The sequence below is a fragment of the Flavobacterium humidisoli genome (assembly GCF_023272795.1).
Classification (GTDB): domain Bacteria; phylum Bacteroidota; class Bacteroidia; order Flavobacteriales; family Flavobacteriaceae; genus Flavobacterium; species Flavobacterium humidisoli.
Genome location: NZ_CP096829.1, coordinates 2390554 through 2417263, shown reverse-complemented (window position 1 = coordinate 2417263; position 26710 = coordinate 2390554). Strand labels below are relative to the sequence as shown.

Here is a 26710-nt window from a genome sequence, read left to right as displayed (position 1 = left end):
TATTTTTATTTTGAAGTTGAATAAGAATATGGGAATGCTTCTTTTGTTGCACCTCTTTTAAAATTAGGAGAATTGGTCATATCAAAATTTAATTCTCCGCCTTTCAACACATCAAAATGATTGATGTAATTTTTAGAATGAAGAGCATTATCCCATTTTAATTCGTTTACATATTTGTTAGCTTCTGAATTATTAGGAGCATTGATAATAAGCTGTTTTCCGTTTTCTAACTGCAAAGTTGTTTTCTTAAACAGAGGCGCTCCCAAAACATATTCTTCTGTTCCCGGACAAACTGGATAGAATCCCATGGCTGAGAAAATATACCAAGCAGAAGTTTGTCCGTTATCTTCATCTCCGCAATAACCATCTGGAGTAGGCTTGTACAAACGGTTCATGACTTCTCTTGACCAATATTGTGTTTTCCAAGGTTCTCCTGCATAATTGTACAAATAAATCATGTGCTGAATTGGCTGGTTTCCGTGAGCATATTGTCCCATATTCATAATCTGCATTTCGCGAATTTCATGAATAACGGCTCCATAATAACTGTCATCAAAAACGGGAGGCATTGTAAATACCGCATCTAATTTCGCTGTGAAATTTTTCTCTCCTCCCATTAAATCAATCAAGCCCTGAATATCATGAAAAACACTCCAACTGTAATGCCAGCTGTTTCCTTCAGTAAAGGCATCTCCCCACTTGAACGGATTAAAATTAGGAGGGAAACTTCCGTCTTTATTTCGTCCGCTCATTAATCCAATTTCCGAATTGTAGAGTTTTTTATAATTCAGCATTCGTTTTTCAAAAAGGCTGATTTCTTTTTTCGGGCGATTTAATGCTTTTGCCAACTTCCAAATCGTAAAATCATCATAAGCATATTCAAGCGTTCTTGCTGCGTTTTCATTAATTTTAACATCATAAGGAACATATCCTAGAGTATTGTAGTACTGAACTCCCTTTCTACCCACAGCATCCATTGGCCCTTCATTATTGGCTCCGTGCAGCAAAGCTTCGTATAAAGTATTGATATCATAGCCGCGTAATCCTTTCATATAAGCATCTGAAACTACAGAAGCAGAATTATTTCCTACCATTACATTTCTAAAACCTGGACTTGACCATTCTGGCAGAAATCCACCTTCTTTATAATCGTTTATTAATCCTTCCTGCATTTCTTTGTTTATAGAAGGATAAACGAGATTTAACAGAGGATATAAAGCACGGAAAGTGTCCCAAAATCCCGTTCCCGCATACATATAGCCTTGCAGCAATTTTCCGTTGTATGGACTGTAGTGCACAATTTTTCCGTCTTTATCAATTTCATATTGCTTTTGAGGAAAACAAACTGTACGGTATAAACAAGAATAAAAAGTTTTTAACTGATCTGTATTGGTGTCTTCTACCGCAATTTTCCCTAGAACTTTATTCCATTCTGCTTTAGATTGTGAAACTGTTTCTTCAAAAGTCGATGTGCCTAATTCGTTCTTCAAGTTCAATTCAGCTTGCTCTTGACTTATAAAAGAGGATGCCACCCTAACATTTACTTTTTCTCCTTTTTTAGTTTGAAAACCGATAACTGCTCCTACATGATTTCCTTGAGCTTCTAATTTATCAGTGGTTAAATCTTTATCCAACCAAGTCGAATTGCTTTCAAACTTTTTATCAAATTCTAATACAAAATAGTTCTTGAAATTTTGTGGAACTCCACCGCTGTTTCGTGTTGTATAACCTATTATTTTATTCTCTGATGGAATTATTTTGATATAAGAACCCTTATCAAAAGCATCAATTACAATAGAAGATTTTTCATTTTCGGGAAATGTAATCTGAAAATGCGCTGCTCTTTCAGTTGTTGTAATTTCGGTCGTAACGTCATGATCGGCCAAATAAACGCTGTAATAATACGGTTTTGAAACCTCCGCTTTATGGCTAAACCAGCTTGCTCTTTCATCTTCGGCGAAAGCCAATTTACCAGTTACTGGCATAATAGAAAACTGACCGTAATCGTTCATCCAAGGTGAAGGCTGATGCGTTTGTTTAAATCCTCTAATTTTTTCTGCCGTATACGTATAAGCCCATCCATCGCCCATTTTGCCCGTTTGAGGGGTCCAGAAATTCATTCCCCACGGTCTGCAGATGGCGGGATACGTATTTCCGTTGGAAAGATTATGTAATGATTGTGTTCCCATTAACGGGTTTACATATTCTACAGGATCTAAAGCTTTTACCTGCGCGTTTAAAAAAAGACAGGATTGTAATATTCCTAAAAAAATTAAACTCTTTATTTTCATTTTTTTTTTGCTTTATGCTTTAAGCCATAAGCTTTAAGCTTTTAATCTTTGTCTAAATACCTACAAGGTTTTAAAAATCTCGCAGGAGGGTTGCCGAAAAATCTTAAATCAGAAATCTTAAATTATTGAGGCCTATCTTCTTTTTTAATCCCAAAAGTTGATGACGGTTTACTTCCCATGTATAATTTCAATTCTCCTCCTTTTACGATCATCTCTTGTGTGATATATGATTTTGTATATGGTTTTCCGTTATATTCTGCTTTTTGAATATAAATATTTGATGCGCTGTTATTAACCGCATTTATCGTAAATGAAATGCCTTTTTTATGATGAATTTCAGCACTGTTTACTAACGGACTTCCTAGAACATAAATTCCGTTTGCAGGATTAACCGAATAGAATCCCATAGAAGATAAAATATACCAAGCCGACATTTGCCCTAAATCTTCGTTCCCGCATAATCCGTCTGGTTTTGTTGAGTAGAATTTATCATCGATTTCTCGAATTAATTTCGCTGTTTTCCAAGGCTGTCCGGCATAAGCGTACAAATAGGGAATATGATGATTTGGTTCGTTTCCATGAGCATATTGACCTATTAAACCGCTGATATCTGGCGAAACATCTTCTCCTTCTACTTTATCAGTTATTAAAAAAAGTGAATCTAGTTTTGCAATAAATTTATCTTCACTGCCAAATAAATCAATTAAACCGTACGGATCTTGCGGAACCAACCAAGTGTACTGCCACGCATTTCCTTCAACGTAATCGTCTTTTCGATGTGCTGAAGAAAGCGGATTAAACGGTGTCCTCCAATTTCCATTGGTCAATTTACCGCGCATAAAAGTGGTTTCTTTATCAAAATACAGTTTGTATAAATTGGCTCTTTTGGTAAAATAATTATAATCGTCTGCTTTGTTTAAAGCTTTTGCCATCAAAGCAATACAATAATCATCGATAGCATATTCTAAAGCATTTCCAACAGATTCCAGCATTTTATCCGCTGGAATATATTCTAATCTCTGAACATAATCCATTCCGTCACGCGTTTGCATTGCCGTTTTTTTAATGGCGTCGTACGCTAAATTGACATCATAATCTCGATATCCTTTTAAATAAGCATCGACGATAACGGCAATAGAATGATTTCCATTCATTGTATTGGTTTCGTTGCCCATTAAATGCCAGACTGGCAATCTGCCCTGCTGCTGATAAATCGCTAAAAACGACTTTACAATATCATTGATCTTTTCAGGTTGTGTAATGGTGTATAATGGATGCAGTCCACGGTAAGTATCCCAAAGCGAAAAAGTCGTGTAGTTGGTAAAATTGGCTTTTTCATACACTTTTTTGTCTGTTCCTCTATAATCTCCGTTGGCATCGTTAAAAATAGAAGGGGCAAACATGGTATGGTATAATGAAGTGTAAAAAACCTTCATTGTTTTTTCATCAGCTTTAATCTGAACTTTATTAAGTTCCTTGTTCCATTTTGAATCTGCCAATTTTACGACAGCTTCAAAATCCCAATCAGGAATTTCCGCTTTTATATTGGCAGATGCATTTTCGGCACTTACTGGAGAAATTCCGACTTTTACCAGAATCTGTTTGTTTTTTAAAGTTTTAAAATCTAAAACCGCTTTTATTTTTAAGCCTTCTCCATCTGTTCCTTTCATCACAGCTGTACTGTCATAAACCATCATATTGGTGATTGGCTCAGAAAATTCCATTGCAAAATAAATACGCTGATCTGAAGCCCAGCCTGTAGAATAGCGATATCCTTCAATTTTGGTTTCGCTTATTTTTTTAATGAAAGTTTTTTCGGGTCTGTCCCAGCCAATTCCGTCAGCAAGATCAATTAAAATATGTGAATCGTGTGTGTTTTCGAAAGTATATTTATGAAAACCAACTCTTTCGCTGGCTGTTAATTCGGCCTTGACTTTATATTTATCCAATAAAACGCTGTAATATCCTGGTTTAGTCACTTCGTTTTTATGAGAGAAATAAGAGCCGTAACCGTTTACCATATCTTCTTTTGTCCCTTTTGTCAAACCAACTTTTCCGCTGATAGGAAGCACCAAAATATCATTTAAATCTCCAATTCCAGTTCCGCTTAAATGCGTGTGTGTGAAACCCAAAATGGTATTGCTGGCGTAGTTATAACCGCTGCACCAATCCCATCCTTCAAAAATATTTACTGGACCTAACTGCACCGCTCCAAAAGGAACATTTGCACCTACAAATACGTGACCATGACCCGCCGAACCAATAAGCGGATCTACATATTGTGTATAATTTATATCGGTTTGTTTTCCTTTTTTTTGCTGTGAAATTGCCGGATTAGCAAAAAATAAATTTAATGCCAAGAAACCGCTTAATAGTATTTTCATATTTTATCTTTTAATTCTTTGTATTAGACGCAATGCAGTGCGTCTCTACGAAACGTCCTTTTATATCTCTGAGCCTTTGAACCTCTATTTATATCTTTCCAAAACCTCAAACAAAGAATAAATTTTAATCTCCGGTTTTGCTATTTTCCCTTCAAACGAAATTATTTTTTCTTCTCTTGCTTTTAAATCAAAATAATTATCGCTCCATTTTCCGTTATACCCTTTCATCGAGATGCAAACGTATTTTGCCATTTTCTGAGCTTTTATGATTATGTTATTTCCTTTTATTTCCCAGCTGATTTTTGGATCTTCCAGTTGCAGATCTTTCGGATGTGTAAAATCAGTTTCTGGTTTTATGTCATCTCTGTACGCTTCCTTAATAGCATACCAGGCTGCTTTTGGCTGTCGGTTATTATAATCAGTAATACTCCAGCTTGCTACAGGCCAACAATCATTTAACTGCCAAACTAAAGTTCCCATATTGTAAGGCGCTTTCGAACGATGAATTCCAACAATATTTTTGATTGAATAATAATGCAGACACTGACTCAAATAGGCATAATCTTCCAAGTTCATCTTTTTTATTTTAGAAGCATCGATAAAATATTTACCGAGATAGGAATCTAATTTTTCAAAACCTTTGCCCGCTTTTAAATGTACTTTTAGTATATCTGAATATAAATGACGGTCTTCTGGAGAAGTAAAACTTTCAATTGAAGCATAATTCGGTAAAGACAGCATTCCGTATTCGCTCACAAAACGTCCTGTTTTTTTCTGAACGGCTTCAATATCCTCTAATCCCCACCAAATTCCCCAATAGTGGCTGTCTCCTTCGGTTACACTTTTTGCTTTTGACCAATGATGTAAAGGCGACGAACTTAAATACGGACGTTTACCATCGACTTCTTTTACCCATTTCGGAATACTGTCATGAAATAAACGTGTATAGTCTTTCCATAAACGGATGGAATCTTGTTTTGAAATTTTAAAACTTTTCATCCAGCCCCAATTTTTAAAGGCTTCATCAGATTCGTTGTTTCCACACCATAAAACGATGCTTGGATGATGGCGCAATCGCTTTACCTGATACTGAACTTCTTTTTTTACATTATCAAAAAAAGCATCATCTCCAGGAACCATTGTACCAGCGAACATAAAATCCTGCCAGACATTTATTCCGTATTTATCACATAAATCGTAGAAATAATCGTCTTCATAAATGCCTCCGCCCCAAACGCGAAGCATGTTCATATTGGCTTCTTTGGCAGATAAAACTATTTTTTCATATTCTTTTTTATTTACTCTAGAAAGAAAAGCATCAGATGGAATATAATTGGCTCCTTTCATATAAACTGGCTTTCCATCAATTTTAAAATAGAAAGATCTCCCCAAACTATCTGGCTCTTGTATTAATTCAATCTTTCGATTTAAAACATAAGGTTTCTCAGGATTTTTTTCATCATAAGATTCCAATCTTGGCATTTTCCAGATTCCGCAAGTTGTAAATTTTGGTCCCCAATCCCAGCCAAAATGGTATTGTGCTTTACGTACATAAGCACGTGGATTGTCTGGAATTACAAATGGATAATCTTTTTTAGCCAACGAATCAACCACATTTTGTGCCGATTGAAATACGATTCTCAAATCATTATTTCCTGATTTCAAAACTTTTTTGACCTCAACACGCCATTGACGAAACATATTATCCGCTTTTAAAACCAGCTGATTGTTTACATAAACAGATGCATAAGTATCTAATCCGTCAAAAACTAAATCTGTGTTTTTCTTTTTCAGCATATTTGCTGTAACCTGAAAAGTGGTTTTATATTCCCAGTTTTTGCGTTCTATCCATTGCAGTTTTTCTTCATTATCTCGGTAAAACGGATCTGGTATCAATTTACTGTTTAGCAAATCTGTATGAATTTCTCCCGGAACAGTCGCCGAATACCATTTTTGCGTTTTCTCTTCACGGTATTTCCAATTGTTTTTTAAATCAATCTGCTGTGCAAAGGCAATTGATGTAAAACCTATCCAAAATAGGCACATGACACAATGAAGTTTTTTTTGATAATTCATTTTATGGAATTCTATATTAATACCTTCTAAAATTAGTAAAAAGGTAACTAATTTGGCAGTTTAGAGAAGGAAAGAAATGACCAAGTTTATTCCTTCTCTTTAGAATTTATTTTTTGTTAGTAACTCTAAAATACAACTAGAAATATCTTCTTTACCACTGCCTTTTGCTTTATTTTGGTTTTGATATGAGTCGTTTTAAATTCAAAAAATGGAACAAATTTTTAAATATCGGCTTTTTGAAATATTTAAAATGCAGAAAGTAAATCCATCTTTTTCAGCAGAATCACTCTCCGTTTGCTGCGAAAAAAAGGTATTTGAATCTTTAAAGTAACTTTTCAAATTGCTTATTTTTTAAATCAATCCATTATATGATTTTAAAAATAAGCCGGGTATGCTCATTACCCGACTTATCTTAACTAACCAACCACTTTAAAAATTATTTATCCCACCAGATTCTTGTGGTCATTAAATCTAAACCTTGACGTTGAATTGCTTCTTTATAATTAGCCTCGTTTGTGATAAGTTCTGACTGATCATAAATTAATCTTCTCGGGATTGTTCCTTTTGTATCTCCCGTTGGATCATTCACAGGAACTAAAACTGGATAACCCGTTCTTCTGTATTCTGAGAATGCTTCAAAACCGTTGAATAATAATACAATCCATTTTTGAGTAATAATCTGCTCGATTTTTTCTGCTTCTGTTCCTGAAGCTTTAAAAGGATATGTTGTAATGTAAGTATTGTATTCTGCTGGTGAAACTGCCGGTACCTTATCTCCAAAAATGATTAAGATATTCATAGCCGCTCTTACTCCGTTTTCATAATACGTTTGAGCCGATCCGCCAACGTTCCAGCCTTTTACTGCTGCTTCTGCCAATAAAAACTGAACCTCAGCATAAGACATAATTAATGTTGGAGCATCTAAACGCAATACTGTAGAAGTATTTGGATCTGAGAAAAGCTTTTTATCTCCTCCCGGAAATTCTTTAGCATCATTTGCCAAACCTTGCTGACTTGCAGGATTATTATCTCCTGTAGCTTCTAGTTTTGCATAAATTCTTAAACGAGGATCGTTTGTATTTTTCAATAAATCGATGAAAGTTTTACTGAATTTAATGTTCGATTCTCCTCCATTCAAATCATTTCTAACCCATGAAGAAGTAATAGGGTTTGTTTTAACTCCCGCAGGACCTGCATCATGTTTTAAAACCAAACTGTCATCATTTGATGTAAAAACACCTTTAGCATACGCTTTTTCTACAAATTCTTTTGCTTTTGCGGGATTTACTTTAGACAAACGCATTGCTACTCTTAACATTAAAGAGTTTGCCAATTTCTTCCATCTTGCAACATCACTTTGGTAATACAAATCGGCATTTCCAACAAAAGGTTTTCCAGCATCTAATGCCGTTCCAGCCTCGTCTAATTCTTTTAAAAGATCGTTGTAAATAGCTTCTTGTGTATCATATTTCGGAGAAAAAACGTTTCCATTGTATCCTTTTCCTGCTTCAAAATAAGGAACTTCACCGTAAGTATCTGTTAGTTTTTGAAACAAAAATACTTTCATAATTCTGCAGGCCTGAATCATATTTGAATTCTCTGGCGTGTTCTCCACTACAGATAACAATTGGAAAATCTGATTTAATCCTTTTCCGTAAGTTTCACCAAAAAGGGCAGCCGAATACTCCGAAGAATACGTGTATTTTGAACCTGGCCCTCCAAGTGAAGAAAATTGCTGTACAATTTGTGCTGCGTATAAATTGTTTCCTCTTGTGTTAGAGAAATCTTGTCCGTCTACATAAATCTCTGCAAGTGTAAACATTGATTTTACAGCCGGATCTGTTAAAGCGTTTGGATTCTTATTCATTTCTTCGAATCCTTTATCGCATGAAGCTAATGTCAAAACACCAACTATTGCGATACAAAATATTTTGATATATCTATTTTTCATCTTTTTTAGAATTAGAATTTGACATTAAGTGCAAAACCATAGTTTCTTGTCAAAGGCATAGAAGCTCTTTCCATACCTTGCGCATTACTGTTTGAGTAATTTGACTCAGGATCGATGTTTGGAACTTTGTCATAAATAGTCCATAAATTATGAGCAGAAAATGCTAAACTAACAGACTGGAATGGTGTTCTTTTTAAATATTCTTTTGGGAAATTATAAGCAAATGAAATTGCTCTAAGCTTAACAAAATCAGCATCGTAAACAAAATTTGATGTTACATCACTATAGCTTCTCCAGTAATCGTATGCCGAAACTGTAGTGTTTACAGGATTTCCGTTAACATCTGTTCCGCTTACTGCAACTCCAGTTTCACGACCAGGAAGTGTAATTTCAGATAATCCATAACGTGTTCCTAACTGATTTGTAGCTGAATAGATTTCTCCTCCAAATTTAGCATCAACAAAAACAGAAAGAGTGAAATTTTTATATGAAAAATCATTTGAAAGTCCCATAGATGTTGGCGCAACACCTTGTCCCGCAATGATTAAATTTCCTCTTAAGAATTTTCCATTTGTATCTAATACAATGTTGCCATTTGTATCTCTTAAATAATCGTACGCTTTAATAACTCCAAAAGGCTGTCCCTTTTCTAAAACTACATTAGCTCTTCCGTCTCTGTTTCCTTCTAATGTTTTTGTTGTAATTTTATCAGAAAGATTTAAAACTTCGCTATCGTTGTAAGCAAAATTATAACCTACGTTCCAAGAGAAATTTTCGGTCTTAACTGCTTTTACATTAATAGCAAACTCCACCCCTTTGTTTAAGATTTCTCCAACATTGATTTTTGTAGTTCTATATCCTGAAGCTTGAGAAACATCGGCATCTGTAATATCATTCGTTGTTTTTTTGCTGTAGAAAGTCAAATCTGTACTTACCCTGTTGTTGAAAAACGTGTTCTCAAAACCAAACTCAATTGTACTTACATTGTATGGTTTTAAAGTTCTGTTTGGAATTGTTTCTCCATTTACCCCCAAAATTGGCTGTCCTAAAGAATCTGTCTGTCCGTCTGGAGTTGTATAAGTCAATGCTAAAGCATAAGCTTCTGGCAATGCTCCTCCAACGTTACCCCAACCCGCTCTAATTTTACCATAAGAAATCCATTCAGGAAGACCGATAACTTCTGAGTAAATAAAACTTGAACTTACCGAAGGATAAAAAGTGCTGTTATTTGACGGATCTAAAGTGGAGAACCAATCTTCGCGGCCTGTTAAACTAAGAAACAAATAGTCTTTGTATCCCAAATCTGCTGAATAGAAAAGAGAGTTTACTTCACTTTCAGAAAATAATTTTTCAGTTTTATCTGGCTGTGTATTTCCGTAGAAATATTTAAACGGAACAATGAAGTTATTTCCTTTCATTTTAATACCGCTGTATCTATTATGCTGGCGGTTTGCCCCAATAAAAGCATCCAATGAAAGGTCTTTAGCAATATCTCCTTTGTAGCCTAAAAAACCAGAAGCATTTACTTCAGAACGCGTTTCAATTCTGTTTTCGATCGATCCACCTGGGCTATAATTTATTCCAGTAGGTTCAATTTCAGTATATTCATAATTAATATCATCAATACCAATAACAGCTTTAGCATAAATTTTATCTGTAATGTTATAATTTACTTTTGCAGAACCTATAAAACGTTTTCTAAGATCGTCGTTTAAAGGAGATTTGGTAGCAAAATAAGGATTTGTATGGTATACGTTTGCTCCTAAAAAGTCTTCTTCTCCACCGTTCGCATCATAAGGATTGCTTAACCATCTAATATCTGTTCCCGGAGTCATGAATGTTGTTGGGAAAGATGGGTTTCTTGGTGAATCATTTAAGTATGGACGGTTATGGCTTTTCTCAGAAATATACTGCGCATTACTTTCTATACTGATTCTTTTATTTGGAGCCGAATTTAAACTCAAAGCCACGTTGTTTCTACCAAAAGTAGTTTCTGGCAAAATAGATTCATCTTTTGTATTTCCAAAAGATAACCTAAAGTTTGTTGATTCATTTCCACCAGAGATCGCTAAAGTATTACTGAAAGAATATCCCGTTCTGTAGAAATTCTCCACATTATCTTTTCCATAAGCTTGGTACGGTCTTGTTTTTCCATCAAGAGATAAAGAAGGGGTTCCGTCATATTTATCTCCCCACGCAAAATAGTACGAATCTCTAAGTTCTTGTAAATTGGTAAATCTAGTCGGCACACCACTCGCATTTGGAGCACCAGCACCATATTGATCTTGCCATTTTAAAAGACTTGCAGGTGTGTTAAAAGAAGAATTGGTGCTAAAATCTACTCCTATTCCTGTTCCGTTTTTACCTTTTTTAGTTGTAATTAAGATAACACCATTTGATCCTCTGTACCCGTAAAGAGCAGAAGCGGCACTACCTTTAAGCACAGATAGCGAAGCAATATCGTCAGGATTAAAAGAAGACATACCATCTCCTTTATCAGCTCCACCCCACATTCCTGCATTTCCTTGCTGTGTATTGTCAATCGGAATTCCGTCTACCACATACAACGGCTGGTTCAGTCCTGATGCAGAAGTCGCACCACGAATAACAACTCGGCTTGAACCTGATGGCCCTGTAACTGGAGCCGAAACGTTTACACCGGCAATTTTACCTTGCAAAGCATTTCCTAAATTGATTTCTTTATTTTTTGTCAGATCATCGCCTTTTAGTTCTCCAACAGCGTAACCTAAACTTTTCTTTTGTTTTTTAACTCCAAATGAAGTTACCACAACATCCTTTAATTCCTGAGTATTTTCAGCAAGTGTAACAGCAACTCTTGTTTCTTTCTCCTGTAATACAACTTGTTTTGACTGAAACCCTATAGAAGAAACATTAAGGATTACTTTACCTTCTGGAACATTCATTTTAAATCGCCCTTCAGCATCTGTAACAGCACTAAATGGTTTTCCTTGAACTTCGATTGATGCAGCAACAACTCCCTTGTTTTCTGCATCTGTAACTATGCCGGTTATTAATCGATTTTGCGCGGCAGCACTTAAACTGCTAAGCAATATCACTCCTAACACTGCTAATATTCGTCTCATAAGCTTTTTTGTTTGGTTATTGGTTTTGATTTCGTTTGTGTTTTGTTGTTACGTGTTTGTTTTAAATAATTAATAAAATTGGTACTCTACTTTCAATTATGACAACAAGAAACCTTTGCAAGTCTTGCTGTTTTTGGTTTTTACTAAATCGTTTTAGTGAAATGGTTAAAAAATTTTTAAACTGATTCTCTTATTATTAAAGAGCCTTTTTTGAGAATTTTTTCAATTTTATAGTCTTCAAAGTTTGTCATTTGACTCATTAGCAATTGTATGGACTTGACCGCTATATCTTCTATTGGCTGAGCAATTACAGATATGGTGGGCGTATGCAGTTTGAAACTGTCATGATCATCAAAACTGATAACCGAAATATCCTCTGGAATTTTATATTTTAAATACCTAAAAGCTTGTAATCCCGCAAGTCCGAGGTAATTTGCTAAAAAAAGAACGGCATCTATATCCTTATTTTTTTCAAAGAAATTTATAATGGCTTCTACTCTGCTTTGTTCGGTTGCATGATAATCTAAATGAAGCGTATAATTTTCGTTATAAATTCCTTCTTCTTTTAACGCCTCTACATATCCTTTTTCTCGCAATTTCATCTGAATCATTCCAGACTCGTTATTTACAACAGCAATATTCTTTCTTCCTTTATCAATCAAAAATTTAGTGGCTGAGTAAGATCCTTCGTAATTGTCCATTACCACATGACTTACTTTTTGATTGGCAAAATATCTGTCGATTAGCACAACTGGTTTCTGCAATTTTAAAAGTTGGCCGATTGTTTTTTCCAGATTTCGAGTCGGTGTAATAATGAAGCCTTCAACATTTGCCTGTAAAAGACTCTGCACCAATTCTTCCGAACGATTGTTATCGTCTCCTGTGCTGCAATAAAAAACTCTATAATTAATATTTTTTGCTTCGTCTTCGATCACTCTTGCCAAATCAGCAAAAAACTGATTGGATATATCTTCTACAATAAGTCCGATTGATCTTGTTTTCCCAGTTCGTAAACTGCTAGCAATCATGCTTGGTTTATACTGCAGTTTTTGTGCTACATCCTGAACTTTTTTAATCACGGACGGACTAATAGCCATTTTTTCGCCTTTTCCATTGATAACAAAAGACACAGTAGAAATAGAAACTTCTGCCTGTTTAGCAATATCTCTAATTGTAATCTTTTTCATCTAGTAAAAAATTTATTGTTGAATATTTTAGTACATCACAAATATATGTAAGCAAAACTTACAAAAACGTTTTAGTAAAATTTTTTTTCAATAAATCTCTTTTTTATCAACAAAATAAAACGAAATATTCAGCAAATAAAGGATTTTGGTCAGTTATTGTCATTTTGACTTTTAATATTGATTTTGCAAATTTTATAAGGATTTAGTTGAATTTCTGCTAATTCACGACCATTTTTCAGTGCTGTTTTTTCGAAAAAAAAAAAAAATCAAAAAATACAAAACTTGCTTAAAAATGTCTTTTTCAGAAAAACCTAATCATCGGAAAACAGCATGAAATAAATAAGAAAAAAATCACTATTTTTAACTAACCTTCATTTTTGCATTATGACCGATAAATCACAACTCTTAAGTTCCATCTTCAGGCATCTTGACGGCTTGGTTACTGCTCCTGTAGCAATAGCACTTAAAAATAAGTCTGTATTAGAATTTATATTAAATAAAAAACAGACATCAATATCTGAACTTACTGATGCTTTTAATGCCAACGAAGGATATCTGAATGTGGCCTTGAGGGTTTTGGCTTCTCAAGGATTTTTAGAATATGAAATTGATAATAAAACGCAGGTAATCACAATTTCTGTAAATGAGAAAACTGAAACTGCTTTTTCGCTGTTTTACCTCTACGAAGATGTTGTCGAATTACTTCAGTTATCTATACATTTTCATCCCCGTTTGTTTGAAGATACGCCATTTGAAAAGCTCAATACTATTTTTGAAAAATATAAAAAAAGATACGGAATTGAGTTTTCCAGCGATCCTCTCACCAAGAGCATTCAAGAGCAAATTTTAAAACATATTGAAGGTTATCTCATCGGTCCTACTATTGTCCGATTGGCGATGAACGGAATGTTTCACAAATATTTTATGGAAACTTCTTTTAGACCCGAAGAGTTTCATAAATCACCCGAAAATTTTAAAAAGATATTAGACTTTTTTGTGCATTTGGGCTGGTTTCTAGAAAAAAAAGGAAATTACCAATTTACCGAAGCCGGTTTATTTTTTGCTAAAAGAGCCAGCGCATACGGTGTTACGGTTTCTTACCTCCCAACATTTGCCAAAATTGAAGAATTAATTTTTGGCAATCCAGACGCTTTAAGAACTGCAGAAGGCAAAAACGAAATTCATGTAGATCGAGAAATGAATGTTTGGGGAAGCGGCGGCGCGCACGATACTTATTTTAAAGTAGTTGATGAAATCCTCATTAAACTTTTTAATCTTCCTATCGAAGAACAGCCAAAAGGAATTCTAGATATGGGATGCGGAAATGGCGCTTTTCTACAGCATATTTTTGAAGTAATCGACAGGCAAACTTTACGCGGAAAAATGCTCGATGAATATCCGTTATTTTTAGTCGGTGCCGATTACAATCAGACGGCGCTGAAAGTAACAAGAGCCAATCTTATAAATGCAGACATTTGGGCAAAAGTAATTTGGGGCGATATCGGACGTCCTGACTTACTAGCAGATGATCTGAAAGAAAATTACAATATTGATTTGAAAGATCTTCTAAATGTGAGGACTTTTCTGGATCATAATAGAATTTGGCAAGATCCGAAGCATATTAATGAAAATAGAGTCAGTACCTCAACAGGTGCATTTGCTTACAGAGGAAAAAGAATTAGCAACAATCTAGTCGAAGATAATCTTTTGGAACATTTACAAAAATGGTCTCCTTATGTACGTAAATTTGGTCTGCTACTAATTGAACTTCATACTATAAATCCGAAACTTACAGCCAGTAATTTAGGTCGAACTCCAGCAACAGCTTATGACGCAACTCATGGTTTTTCGGACCAATATATTGTTGAAATTGATGTTTTTAATGCAATTGCCGCAGAAGCCGGATTATTTCCAGATCAATCTATTTTTAAGCGATTTCCTGACGCCGATACCGCAACCGTTAGCATTAATTTATTAAAAGGAAAATAAATAAAATGTGAAATGCAGAATGTGAAAAGTGAAAAGCAGATAAACGATATTTTTTACCCCGCTGGGATTTTTTCAGAAACATTTTCAAGCTCTGTAACAGGGAAATAGTTATAGATGAAATTTAAAACACAAATTAAAAAAGCTCTAGCGGCACAATATATTTCATCCCTCTGGGGCTCTTTCTTAAACCGTAATTCAGTTTCTATAAATATTCCGTCCCGCTGGGACTTTACAAAGACATTTTCAAGCTCTGGAAGAGCGAAATATTTATAGATGAAATTCAAGACACCGATCAAAAAGCTCCAGCGAAACGATATATTTTAAATAAAACAAAAAAGGAGCTCCCTTTTAGAAGCTCCTTTAATTTGAATTTATTTAAGAAATTATTTTCCAATCAATTCGATAATCTTGTCGTAAATTGCCGTATTCTGATAAACTCCCATAAATTTTTCAGAACCTGGACCGTAGGCAAAAACAGGAACTGGAATTGCTGTATGATCGTTCGTACTGAAACTTCCGTGAACGTAGCCTTTTTCAATGCTTCCATCGATTAATGATAATCCTCCAGTTTCATGATCTGCAGTTACGATTAAAAGCGTCTCAGGGTTTTTATCTACAAATTCCATTGCCTGACCAACCAATTTGTCAAAATCAAGCATTTCTCTCACAACATATTCTACATTATTCTGGTGTCCGCCATAATCAATTTGAGCACCTTCAGCCATAATAAAAAAAGGATTTTTTGTTTTTGAAAAAGTGTTTGTCGCTTTCGCTAAAGATTTCGTTAAAAAATCTCCTCTTCCATTTTTTATAGAAACTACCGCTGCGTCTTCTAAAACAACAAATTTGCTGTTTTTAATAGTATCTAAACTCGAGAATTTATCTGAGAAAGTGTATCCTTTTGCGATTAGAGTTTTAGACAAATCTTTGCCATCTTTTCTAGAAATAAATTCTTTCTGTCCTCCACCAATTAAAATATCAGATGGGCTTGAAAGAAAATCATTTGCAATTGGTTCGCTGAAACTTCTTTCTGGCTGATGCGCATAAAACGCAGCTGGAGTTGCATCTGTAATATTTCCAGCAGAAATAATGGCTGTTTTATAGTTTTTCTTTGCTAATTGCTCTGCAATGGTCTGAAGCGGTTTTCCTTGTTCATCGACACTTATAAAACGGTTATTGGTTTTATGTCCCGTTGCCATTGCCGTTGCTCCTGCCGCAGAATCTGTGATATAACTATCGGAAGCTTTTGTGATCGAAAATCCTTGAGTTGGAATGTTGAACAAACTCAATTGCCCTTTGTTTGCTGTATAACCCGAATAGATTTGCGTTAATCCCATTCCGTCTCCTATTAAAAGAATAACATTTTTTGGACGCTTATTCTTGAAAACATTTTTAGGAATATAAGCTTGATGAAATTCTGTATTCTGATAAAATGTCGTTTGGATACTATTAATAAATTGAGTCAGTTCGGTTACTTTATCCGTTCCGATAAAATCAACTTTTAAATTCATCAAAGTCATATACGTGTTCACGTTGTCTTGCGTCGCCCAGAATCTTATTTTTTTCTTTTGATCGTGGACTTTTTTTATAATTGCCTGAATTTTTTCAGAATCTGCCTGTGTTAGAACTCCTTTTCCGTTCCAAACTGTGATTTCATGCAAATCTTCGCTAATCATTTCAACTCTCGCCAATTGATCTGAAGTGTAATTTTCATTCAATCTTCCATCAAAATAAATAAAATCTGGATAAGCTGCCCAAAGCGATGGCAAAGGCCTGTTGCCAGAAATAACCACTTTTATATTTTTATTCGAAATGATATCAGGAAAAGTCTTTAGCTGTTGTGTAATTGCTTTAAGAGTCGAATCGGCATCTGATTTAATATCAATCATTAAAATCAAAGGTTTGTTGCTCGGATAAGCTTTTCCTTCCAACGTTTTTAATTTGTTAGAAAGCGGTTCCAAATACATGCTTTTAAGTGTATTGTGAGGAGTGATTTCTTTAGAAGTGTGTGCCACAAATAATTCGTTATTCACTAAAAAAACATCGGCTTCTATAACACCAGTTTCGTTAGAATAAGCTCCATAAAATGGCAGCTTACTTTCGTAATCGTTATGCGAATGAATGTTGGACGCACTATATTCTTGCGCTTGCGCGAATAGGCAAAATTGAAGGCAAAAAAGTGTGATTATTTTTTTCATCGAAAATGATTTTTATTCTTTTAAAGCTGTAGGCAACTTTATTAAAAATGGGGTTCTGTAATTTATTAAGTTCTATTTGTCATTCCGAGGAACGAGGAATCAAACTAGAAATTACGTATAGAATTTCTCCAATTTTTGTCGAATCCCGAGTGTGATTCCTCGTTCCTCGGAATGACATTTTTTTTTTTACAACTGCAGTCTCCTGACTAAGACTGCAGTATAAAAAACTAAAAAACACAATGAAATTAACTTATTACCAGCCTTGGTTTTGAGTCAAAGCTCCTTTACTTACTGCGATTTCATCTGGCGGAATTGGCCAAACGTGATGAATCGCTGGATTAAAATTACGAGCAGGATAAATTACGCTTCCATCATAATGATGCAATGGTTTTGCATACGTTTCTTTTGCATCTCCCCAACGCACTAAATCGAAATGACGATCTGTCCATTCTCCCGCTAACTCGCATCTTCTTTCTCTTTTTAAATCGACCATTGTTGCACCAGAAAGATCTGTAAGACCTGCACGGTGACGAATCATATTGATTTCTGTGTCTGCGTTTTGCCCTTTCATTAATTTCGCTTCCGCTAACATCAAAATGACATCTGCATAACGTAAAAGAGGAACATTTAAAGCTGTTGAAGGCTTATCTCCGTTTGCATTTACATAACGAATATCCACTCCGCCCGAAGTTGTTTTTGGATAACTAAACGGCTCCATATATTTTTTAAACTGATAACCAGTTCTATTACTTGAACTTACTACGTGATTTCCTTCATTAAAAGTTACTGTTTCTCCGAAATAAACAAATTTGTCTCCTTTTTGTAAAATCGTAGCGCTTCGTCTTTTATCGTTCGCGGCATAAGTATCGAATAATTCTTTTGTTGGATAAAAATTTCCCCATCCGTTGTAAACTCCCCAACCTTTATCTTCCAAACAAACGCCAGGAAAAATAGATCCCAAAGAAGTGTTTTCTGCACTTGAAGTTACCGACCAAATATATTCTGAAGACCAGTTGTTACTGATTTTAAATACATCCTCAAAATTGTCTAATAATTTGTGTTTTCCACTAGCCACGATCATGTTTGCATATTTGATGGCGTTGTCCCAATCTTTTGCATACAAATAAGTGCGAACCAAATAAGCCCAAGCCGCAGTTTTGTGAGCGCGTCCGTAATTGTCTGGTGTAAGCTGATCAAAATAAGGCAACAAATCTGCCGCTTTGATTAAATCTGCTTCAATATAAGCGTAATTTTCGGCCACATTTTTAGCACGAGGCACAAAAACATTTGTTGGATCTTCTCTATCTTGAATCGGAATTCCTGCACGATCGTCTCCATAATGGTATGCTAATTCTAAATGCATTACAGCATGGTTAAAATAAGCTTCTCCCAACATTCCATTTCTTGTACTTTCGTCTAATGCAATCTTTGGAACATTACGAATCACGTCGTTACAACGTTTCATAATTTCGTAGTGAATTCTCCAAATATCCTTAGTATCCGATTCAGATCCGTCTACAATAAAGTTTTTAATTCTTTCTGCATTTTGTCTAGGTTTTGTTCCAATATCATCGCTGGCATTATTTAACCAGAAGAAACCACGACCGTACATATTATCATCAGAATATAAAGCATAAATTGCATTTACTCCCGCTTTTGCATCTGCAGGCGTTTTCCAGAAATTTCCGCTTGAAGGAGCTCCTTGAGGCACAACATCAAGTTCGCTTTCGCAAGCCGAAGTGCTTACCAAAAGCACGAAACTCAATAATAAAAGACTTATTTTTTTCATTTTAATTGTTTTTTATTTTTTAAAAAGTTGCGTTAACACCTGTCATGTAAATACGAGAAAGCGGATAACGTCCTAAATCCATTCCGAAGTTTTTAAGCCCAACTTCAGGATCCATTCCAGAATATTTCGTGATTGTAAATAAGTTTTGTCCAGAAATAAAGAATCTCAATTTTGCTTTTCCGTTCAGCCAGCTTTCTTTAATCGTATAACCAATCGAAACGTTTTTCAGTCTTAAGAAAGAAGCATCTTCAATGTATAAATCAGAAATACGTCCGAAGTTATTGTTGTTGTCTGTTGAAGATAGAACCGGAACATTGGTATTGGTATTTGTTGGTGACCAAGCCTCTTTTGATTCTGCCAATAAGTTGTAACCTGGGAAAGAAGCATTTAAACCGGTATGTTTTACCGCATTGAAAACACTATTTCCTGCAGCTCCGCTGAAAAAGACATTCATATCGAATCCTTTATATCTGAAATTGGCATTTAAACTATACGTTGTTTTTGGAAAAGGACTTCCTAAAACTACTCTATCGCTATTGTTGATTACACCATCTCCATTTTCATCTTTAAATTTAATATCCCCAGCAACTGCATTTGGTTGATACATTACGCCATCTTTATTTACGAAAGCTTTCACCTCATCATTGCTTTGGAATAATCCATCCGTCGCATACCCATAGAAAGCTCCAACTGGGCTTCCGACTTGGTAAATATTCGCCAATGGCAAACTACGAACTCTACTTAAATTTAAAGGTTCTAACGAAGTCAAATCGTCTTTAATAGAAACAATTCTATTGCTTAAGAATCCAGCATTTGCTGTTACATCAAATTTAAATTCTCCACGAGTTTTTTGATAGGTTAAACTCACCTCGATTCCTTTGTTTTCAACATCTCCCGAGTTAACTATTCTTCCTTGTGGCGTTCCAGAAACACCTGGCAATTGGTCACGAACCAACATGTCTTTATTTTTTTTCACATAAGCATCAACAGATCCTACTAAACTATTATTTAGCATGGTAAAATCTAAACCAATATTAGTCTGCTCAGAGCTTTCCCATTTCAAATTCGGATTTGATAATTCGCTTTCAGCATAACCGTAATTGATTGATGGTACAGCTCCAATTAAAGCTTGAGATTGAACCAAAGGCACACTAAATTGATATGGCCCAAGGTTTCCTAAGTTTCCAATTTGTCCCCAGCTTGCGCGTAGTTTTAAATTACTGATGATTGGCTCAATACCTTTCATGAAATTTTCTTCAGAAATTAACCAACCCGCAGAAACAGAAGGATAAACTTTCCAGCGGTTATTTTCTAATAGTTTTGAAGTTCCGTCGCGGCGAACAATTCCCGAGATTAAATATTTCTGATTGAAATCGTAATTGATTCTTCCCACATAAGAAGAAATAATTTCATCTGATCTTCCTGCTGCCGTCTGCTGAATCAATTTTGCATTCAATAAATAACGCTGTGATGGATCTTCGTTATCAAAACCAGTTCCTTCAACCGTATAAAAATCTCTTTTAGTCTCTTGATACGTATATCCAGCCAGAGCTTTCAAATTGTGTTTTCCAAATGATTTCTCATAAGAAATAGTCTGTTCGCTCAATAAATCTGTCGTGGTTATATTTTTCAGAGTCAATCTGTTGAAATCGAATATTTTTCCTGGCTCAGTAACTTTTACCGTAAAATCTGTTGCATTATCCTGAATTCTGGTGTAACCCCAGTTAGATTTTACTTTTAACCCTGGAACAATTTCCCATTCTGCATACGGATTGATCAAAATGGTAGAAATTGGATTTTTATTGTCTAATCTTTTCAAATACGCTACCGGATTGATAACGTCTCCGTAAGAACCAATATATTTTTCTGGAACACCACCAAATTGACCTGAACCGTCTTCTCTGTAAATCGTTGCGTTTGGCGGATACAAAATTGCTGCTTGAATTGCTCCTGTATACGAACTTGACGTATTAGCAGTCTGACCATCAGTTAAGGAGTACGAAATATTTTCTCCAATTGTAAAATTATCAGCCAATTTGAAAGAAGAATTTGCTCTTACTGTATAACGCTCGCCATAAGTATTTAACAAAATACCTTCGTTTTTTCTATAACTTCCAGAAAGAAAGAAATTAGACTTTTCTGTTTTTCCGTTTACCGAAAGAGACAGATCTTGAATTTCTCCTGTACGGAAAATTTCATCCATCCAGTTTGTTTTTGTTGTTCTTGCAGTTGGTTCAAATGCAGGGTCGAAAGCAGGAATTCTAGGCAAACCTGCATTATCTCTTGCGAGATTCATAGCATCAGCATATTCTGCAGCGTTTAAAACCTCTAATTTTTTGGCTACATTCTGAAAACCTCCCTGATAGTTTACATTTACATTAATTTTATCTGAAACTCCTTTTTTAGAAGTAATTAAAATTACCCCACCCGAAGCTCTTGCACCGTAAATTGCTGCAGAAGCCGCATCTTTTAAAACATTTATCGATGCAATATCATTTGGATTTATGGTATTTAAAGATCCGCTGTAAATAATTCCGTCCAAAACAATTAGAGGTGTTTCAGCATTCAAAGATCCAATACCACGAATATTGATTGTTGGCGAAGCAGTAGGATCTCCACCATCATTGATTACGGTAACTCCGGCAACTGTTCCTTGCAACAATTCGGCGGCGTTGTTGTAGGTTCTGCTTGAAGTTTCTTTCATAGAAACAGAACCAACAGCTCCTAAAACTTCATTTTTTTTCACGCTTCCATACCCCATTACCACAACTTCTTGAAGCTGTTTTACATCGGCAGCCAATTTTACATTAATGGTTTGCGTGCCAGTAACTTTTACCTCTTGCGTTACATATCCGACGTAAGAAAAAATAAGCGTTGCTTCAGAAGCGTTTACTTCCAATTTGAATGTTCCGTCAAAATCTGTCGCTGTTGCAGCATCCGAACCTTTATCTTTAATTCCAACACCAGGCAAAGGCATATTATCGTCTCCTGCTAAAACAGTTCCTGAAATAATAATTTTATTTTGATCTGCCGAAGTAACCTTCTGATTTTTCTTGATTACCACATTATTGCTAACAATCTCATATCGAAGCACATTACCGCAAATTTTATCCAACGCTTGTTCTAGCGTTACATTGTTCAGTTTTAAACTTAATTTCTGATTGGCATTTACTTGGCTGCTTTCGTACATAAAATGCACATCAACCTGATTTTCAATTTTTTGAAATATATTTTTTATACTTTCATTGTCAACTTTTAAAGTCACTCTTTTGTTAATGTCAACATTCCCGGCTTTTACTGTTAGTGCAGCAAAAAACAAAGTCATAAACAGGAATAATTTTGTTCCTATTGTCCTTATGCTCTGACATTTTGCGGCATACCGCATTTGTTTTTCATTCATAGTTTTTAGATTTAGTGTAATTGTTTTGTTTATTAGTTTGCTACGTAGTTTTATTTTTATTGTTTAAAGAATTACTCGATTTTGTAAACCCCTGAGTCCATTTTGTATTGGGCATTGATGATATTGCACACCAATCCAATTACCTGATCGGCAGGCAGTTCTTTAAAATAAGCGCTAATCTTTAAAGCGTTTAAGTTTTTATTTTTGACTTCAATTGAAACATTGTAATTGCGATTAATTGTGGCCACAACTTCTGACAAAGGCGTTTCTTCAAAAACCATAATATTTTTTCGCCACAGCGAAATGGCATTTACCGGAACATCTTTAAAAGCCTGGAGCTTATTATCTTGAGATTTAAAAACCACTTTCTGTCCTGGAGTTACATACACATTTTCTTCTGTAACAGTCGATTTTACATTTACTCTTCCTGTAGCAACCGAAACCTCTTGTGTAGTTTGATCTGGATACGCTTGAACATTAAAACTGGTTCCGAGAACTTTGGTATCCATTTTATTGGTATGAATGATAAACGGATGTTTTTTGTCTTTGGCTACCTCAAAGAAAGCTTCGCCACTTAAATACACTTCTCTAGTATCTCCTTTAAACTCTTTTGGATATTTAAGTACGCTTCCTGCATTTAACCAGATTTGTGTTCCATCACTTAATTTTATTTTAGCATGCTCTCCTAATTTTACTGCAAATTGTTTGCTTTCAACTGCATTTGATGTTTGATAAAAAAACACCGATAATCCAATCAAGAAAACCAAAGAAGCCGCAATAGCCCAGTTTTTGTATGGAAGAGAAATAACGTTATTAGCATTCTTTATTTTTCTTAATTCCTTTTTAAGTTTGGAACGGTCTGACTGAACCATTTCCATATTATCAAAAAAATCATCTGTACGATCGTACCATTTATTCCACATTTCTTGTCCTTTCGGAGAATACTTTCCTTCTAAAAAATTTTTGATTTCGTTATTTGAATTTTCAGGCATTATAATTTCTTTATGTCTTTAATAGTATGTCTTGGAAATTGTAATTTTAGGTAGGCGCAAAAGGTTACGCTTCTGTTAAGAAAAAAGCTGAGTTCTTAATCTGAAGTTTACCTTTAATTGAATTCGCCCAAATAAGTGCGCATGAATTTCAGCGCATACGTAATATGGTATTTCACGGTTTCGATCGAAACATTCAATTCTTCGGCGATTTCTTTATTGGTGTAATGTTTTACACGGCTAAGAATAAAAACCTCTTTTGATTTTTTTGGAAGTAACGATGCCGCCTCATCAACCGCTTTTTTTAACTCGTCATAATAAATAGAGTCTTCAATAGCATTATAACTAGTTTGCGAAACGGTATTTTTATCTAAAACTTCCTGAATGTATTGATCGGTAACCTCATGCGATTTGATGTAATCTAAAGTCATGTAGCGAACCGAAGTGTAGATGTAAGCCGCAAAACTTTTCTGGATCACAATTGTTTTGCGTCTTTCCCAAATAGAGGTAAAACTTCCTGCACAATTTCTTCTGAAATGGCAATCGATTTCATTCGGAGATATACGAATCGAACTAATAGATCTCGATATCTAAAATAAAGTTCATCAAAAGCTTTATCCTTGCCCGATTTTAATAATTCGACAAGTTCTTCGTCTGTAAACTTCTTATACATGATTCATTATTTTATGATTAATCAAATGAAAAGCGTGAGCCAAAACACTTTTTCTGATTTCGTTTTGATAATGATCCTGCTGTTTAAAAATTGGCATATACAAAGTATTGGGTTCTTCTTATATGTCTCCAAAATTAAAACTAGGGGTAGGTTGATTAGGTTACGTTTACATTAATAAAACCGCTCTTAAACGAAACATATTATTAACATTTGAAGTCGAAAATTAGCTGCGAAATAAAGCTTTACAGCATTTGGAACAAAAAGTCATAGACTTTGTCTGAGATAACAGTCTTTCTCTTATAAAAAGCAGAATTGAAGCGAAAAAGCGCTTAACAAATAATTAATAGGGAGGTCTTAAAATGATTTTTATTCTATTGAAAATTCTTTTCAAAAATCAAAAAAAATAAAAAACAGTTGACAAAAGCAACTAATTTTATATATTTGTACTTCAACAATACATTTTTTTTAATCATGACTACTACGACTTCAAAAATTAGAAGTTTCAATAGATTTTATACAGCGCATTTAGATATTTTAAGTCAGCATTATTTAGACAGCGAATATTCTTTGACTGAAATACGAATCCTTTATGAAATCAGTGAAAGCAAAACGATAACGGCCCAGAAAATCACTGAAATTTTAAATCTGGACAAAGGATATTTAAGCCGAATTTTAAAACGTTTTTTAAAAGAAAATTTAATCGAAAGAGTTGCTTCAGCAGAAGACAAACGCGCTTTCAATATTAAACTGACCCATTCTGGTAACGAATTATTAAGTATTTTAAACACCAAATCTGAAAACAAGATTGAAGGCAAAATTGAAAATCTGAATTCTTCAGAAAAAGAAATTTTGGTTGATTCAATGAATACGGTTAGAAGCCTGCTGACAGAAAACAAAATAGCTCGAGAAGATATTACATATCGCCACGAAATCACGCCTGGAGATGTTGGCTATATTATTCATCTACATGGCACAATTTATGGCAAAGAATATAATTTTTCGACCGATTTTGAAAAGTATGTCATCAAGACTTTTTACGATTTCTTAGAAAAATATTCTCCCGAAAACGACCGGATCTGGATGGCAGAATACAATAATAAAATTATAGGCTGTGTTGCGATTGTACATCATCCTAACGAAGAAGCGCAATTGAGATGGTTCCTTCTAGATCCCGCTTTTAGAGGTCTCGGAATTGGTAAAAGATTATTGACTGATGCTATAGATTTTTGCAAAAAGAAAACATTTAAAAATGTTTTTCTGCTTACCACAAATCTGCAAGACAAAGCGCTTCAAATGTATAAAACGATAGGATTCGAGCAAACGAAATCGGAAGAAGTTCAGGAATGGGGGAAGACTTTTTTTGAGGAACGATATGATCTTAGGCTTATTGAATGATAACGCATTACTTCTTTACATAAAAACATTATTTTTTGCCTCATAAAAAATTGTGTTGAGAGCTTTGGCTACTTGTTTATATCTCAGTTCGTCTCCACAAAAAAAACCTGTAAACTTAATTTTTACAGGCTTTTTTTAGTTTGAAATTTAATTACTTTTAAAATGCGTTTAATGCAGATACTGGTTGAAGATTAAAAATCTACTCATAATTTTTTTATTTCATTAAGGCTTATTTATCGAAAGGTATCCACTAAATGCAATACCTTCCTTGGTTTCCCCTTCTTTATCTTGATAAATTACATTAACCAAACTGCCTTTTTTACCATCTATATAAAAATAGTCATCAGACTCACCTTTCATTTCAACTCGTTCTCCCTTAGGTATCTTTACAATTAGAAATTCTTTCTTTCCAAAAGAATCGCTTTCTTGTGAGTTGTCATACAATTCTAATCCATTTGAAGATGTAACATATCTTTCTTCATCCAAATAAGGATTTGTAACTTGTATCCTTTCGATTTCTTTTAAGTCTATATATTTTAAACCTTCTTTTTTTAAAGAAACTTTTGCAAAATATTTAATAGAGCTTCCCTCTTTTTTTACTTTAATATCCCTTAAATAATTAAAGGGAACACTTGAAGAAATTACTTTAAATTTATTTGTGTTACTTATTTCATATACCTTTAAAGAATCTTGACCCGCGTATAAATCTTCTTTATTTTTATTAATTTCATATAAAGGTTTAGGCGCTTTTTCTGAAGGAAAATTTATTTTGCTTAACACAATATCAAGTGATAAAAGACTAGAAAAATATCCCCTAGATGGATCTTCAGTGGTCTTGAAATAATTTTCAAGCTTTTTTCCGTCTGGAGATAAATAACTGAAAGTGTAGGTATTTCTATAAAAATTATAATATTCTTCATATTTTCTCGGATAATCAGAAGCATTATTGACTTCTAAAGTGTCGGTGATCGTAACAGTGGCATCCAAAAAATTATTTTTATCAATATGATATCCGTATCTTAAATACCCCGATGGAGTATCTCCTCCAAAACTTTCATTAAAGACTTTAACCTCAACCCTATTTAATTGATTACCAAAATAAAACAAATTTAAAGTATCTGTCTTTTGTTGTAGAACTGAACTTTCTTTTTTGCTGTAAGAACTAAGATACTCCCCTTTTTCTAATTTATTACTTATTTTGTTTTCAGCTACTGTTTCTTTCTTTTTACAAGAAAGAAACAGTACGATCATTAGTAAAATTATTTTTTTCATTAATTATAATTT

General features: G+C 34.4%; 15 protein-coding genes. 2 read left to right on the top strand and 13 right to left on the bottom strand.

Annotated features, from left to right (window positions below; translation table 11 throughout):
• Positions 1-5: 5 nt before the first annotated feature.
• The 6 genes from M0M44_RS10725 to M0M44_RS10700 form a co-directional block, all read right to left on the bottom strand.
• Positions 6-2291, bottom strand: a complete 2286-nt coding sequence (locus tag M0M44_RS10725) for a GH92 family glycosyl hydrolase (RefSeq protein WP_248729739.1) — start codon at positions 2289-2291, stop codon at positions 6-8.
• 122 nt (positions 2292-2413) lie between these two features.
• On the bottom strand, positions 2414-4675 hold the full coding sequence (locus M0M44_RS10720) for a GH92 family glycosyl hydrolase (protein WP_248729738.1): 2262 nt from the start codon (positions 4673-4675) through the stop codon (positions 2414-2416).
• An 84-nt stretch (positions 4676-4759) separates the two neighbouring features.
• Complete coding sequence (locus M0M44_RS10715) at positions 4760-6751, bottom strand: beta-mannosidase (RefSeq protein ID WP_248729737.1); 1992 nt, start codon at positions 6749-6751, stop codon at positions 4760-4762.
• Between the two features lie 436 nt (positions 6752-7187).
• On the bottom strand, positions 7188-8702 hold the full coding sequence (locus tag M0M44_RS10710) for a SusD/RagB family nutrient-binding outer membrane lipoprotein (protein ID WP_248729736.1): 1515 nt from the start codon (positions 8700-8702) through the stop codon (positions 7188-7190).
• An 11-nt stretch (positions 8703-8713) separates the two neighbouring features.
• On the bottom strand, positions 8714-11806 hold the full coding sequence (locus M0M44_RS10705) for a SusC/RagA family TonB-linked outer membrane protein (RefSeq protein ID WP_248729735.1): 3093 nt from the start codon (positions 11804-11806) through the stop codon (positions 8714-8716).
• A 176-nt stretch (positions 11807-11982) separates the two neighbouring features.
• Entirely contained in the window at positions 11983-12993 is a 1011-nt protein-coding gene (locus M0M44_RS10700; protein ID WP_248729734.1) for a LacI family DNA-binding transcriptional regulator, read from the bottom strand.
• A 384-nt stretch (positions 12994-13377) separates the two neighbouring features.
• On the opposite strand from M0M44_RS10700, the gene M0M44_RS10695 reads away from it, so the two are divergent.
• The gene (locus tag M0M44_RS10695; protein WP_248729733.1) at positions 13378-14982 is read left to right on the top strand and encodes a class I SAM-dependent methyltransferase; all 1605 of its coding nucleotides are present in this window, start codon (positions 13378-13380) and stop codon (positions 14980-14982) included.
• A 383-nt stretch (positions 14983-15365) separates the two neighbouring features.
• Here the strand turns inward: M0M44_RS10695 and M0M44_RS10690 are convergent, their stop codons facing one another.
• The 6 genes from M0M44_RS10690 to M0M44_RS10665 form a co-directional block, all read right to left on the bottom strand.
• A complete protein-coding gene (locus M0M44_RS10690) occupies positions 15366-17180 on the bottom strand; it encodes an alkaline phosphatase (RefSeq protein WP_248729732.1) in 1815 nt (604 codons plus the stop codon).
• 253 nt (positions 17181-17433) lie between these two features.
• The gene (locus tag M0M44_RS10685) at positions 17434-18969 is read right to left on the bottom strand and encodes a RagB/SusD family nutrient uptake outer membrane protein (RefSeq protein WP_248729731.1); all 1536 of its coding nucleotides are present in this window, start codon (positions 18967-18969) and stop codon (positions 17434-17436) included.
• 19 nt (positions 18970-18988) lie between these two features.
• Positions 18989-22369 carry a TonB-dependent receptor gene (locus M0M44_RS10680; protein WP_248729730.1) on the bottom strand — a complete coding sequence of 1127 codons (3381 nt, stop codon included), beginning with the start codon at positions 22367-22369 and terminating at the stop codon, positions 18989-18991.
• Positions 22370-22440: 71 nt separating this feature from the next.
• A complete protein-coding gene (locus M0M44_RS10675; protein WP_248729729.1) occupies positions 22441-23361 on the bottom strand; it encodes a FecR family protein in 921 nt (306 codons plus the stop codon).
• A gap of 113 nt (positions 23362-23474) precedes the next feature.
• Positions 23475-23837 (bottom strand): sigma-70 family RNA polymerase sigma factor, encoded by a 363-nt coding sequence (locus tag M0M44_RS10670; protein ID WP_248729728.1) that lies wholly within the window; start codon positions 23835-23837, stop codon positions 23475-23477.
• A complete protein-coding gene (locus M0M44_RS10665) occupies positions 23834-24031 on the bottom strand; it encodes an RNA polymerase sigma factor (protein ID WP_248729727.1) in 198 nt (65 codons plus the stop codon). Before M0M44_RS10665 ends, M0M44_RS10670 begins: the two co-directional genes overlap by 4 nt.
• Positions 24032-24502: 471 nt before the next feature.
• Between M0M44_RS10665 and M0M44_RS10660 the strand changes: the two genes are divergently transcribed.
• The gene (locus M0M44_RS10660; RefSeq protein ID WP_248729726.1) at positions 24503-25426 is read left to right on the top strand and encodes a bifunctional helix-turn-helix transcriptional regulator/GNAT family N-acetyltransferase; all 924 of its coding nucleotides are present in this window, start codon (positions 24503-24505) and stop codon (positions 25424-25426) included.
• Between the two features lie 222 nt (positions 25427-25648).
• On the opposite strand, the gene M0M44_RS10655 is transcribed toward M0M44_RS10660, so the two are convergent.
• Complete coding sequence (locus M0M44_RS10655) at positions 25649-26698, bottom strand: hypothetical protein (protein WP_248729725.1); 1050 nt, start codon at positions 26696-26698, stop codon at positions 25649-25651.
• Positions 26699-26710: the final 12 nt, after the last annotated feature.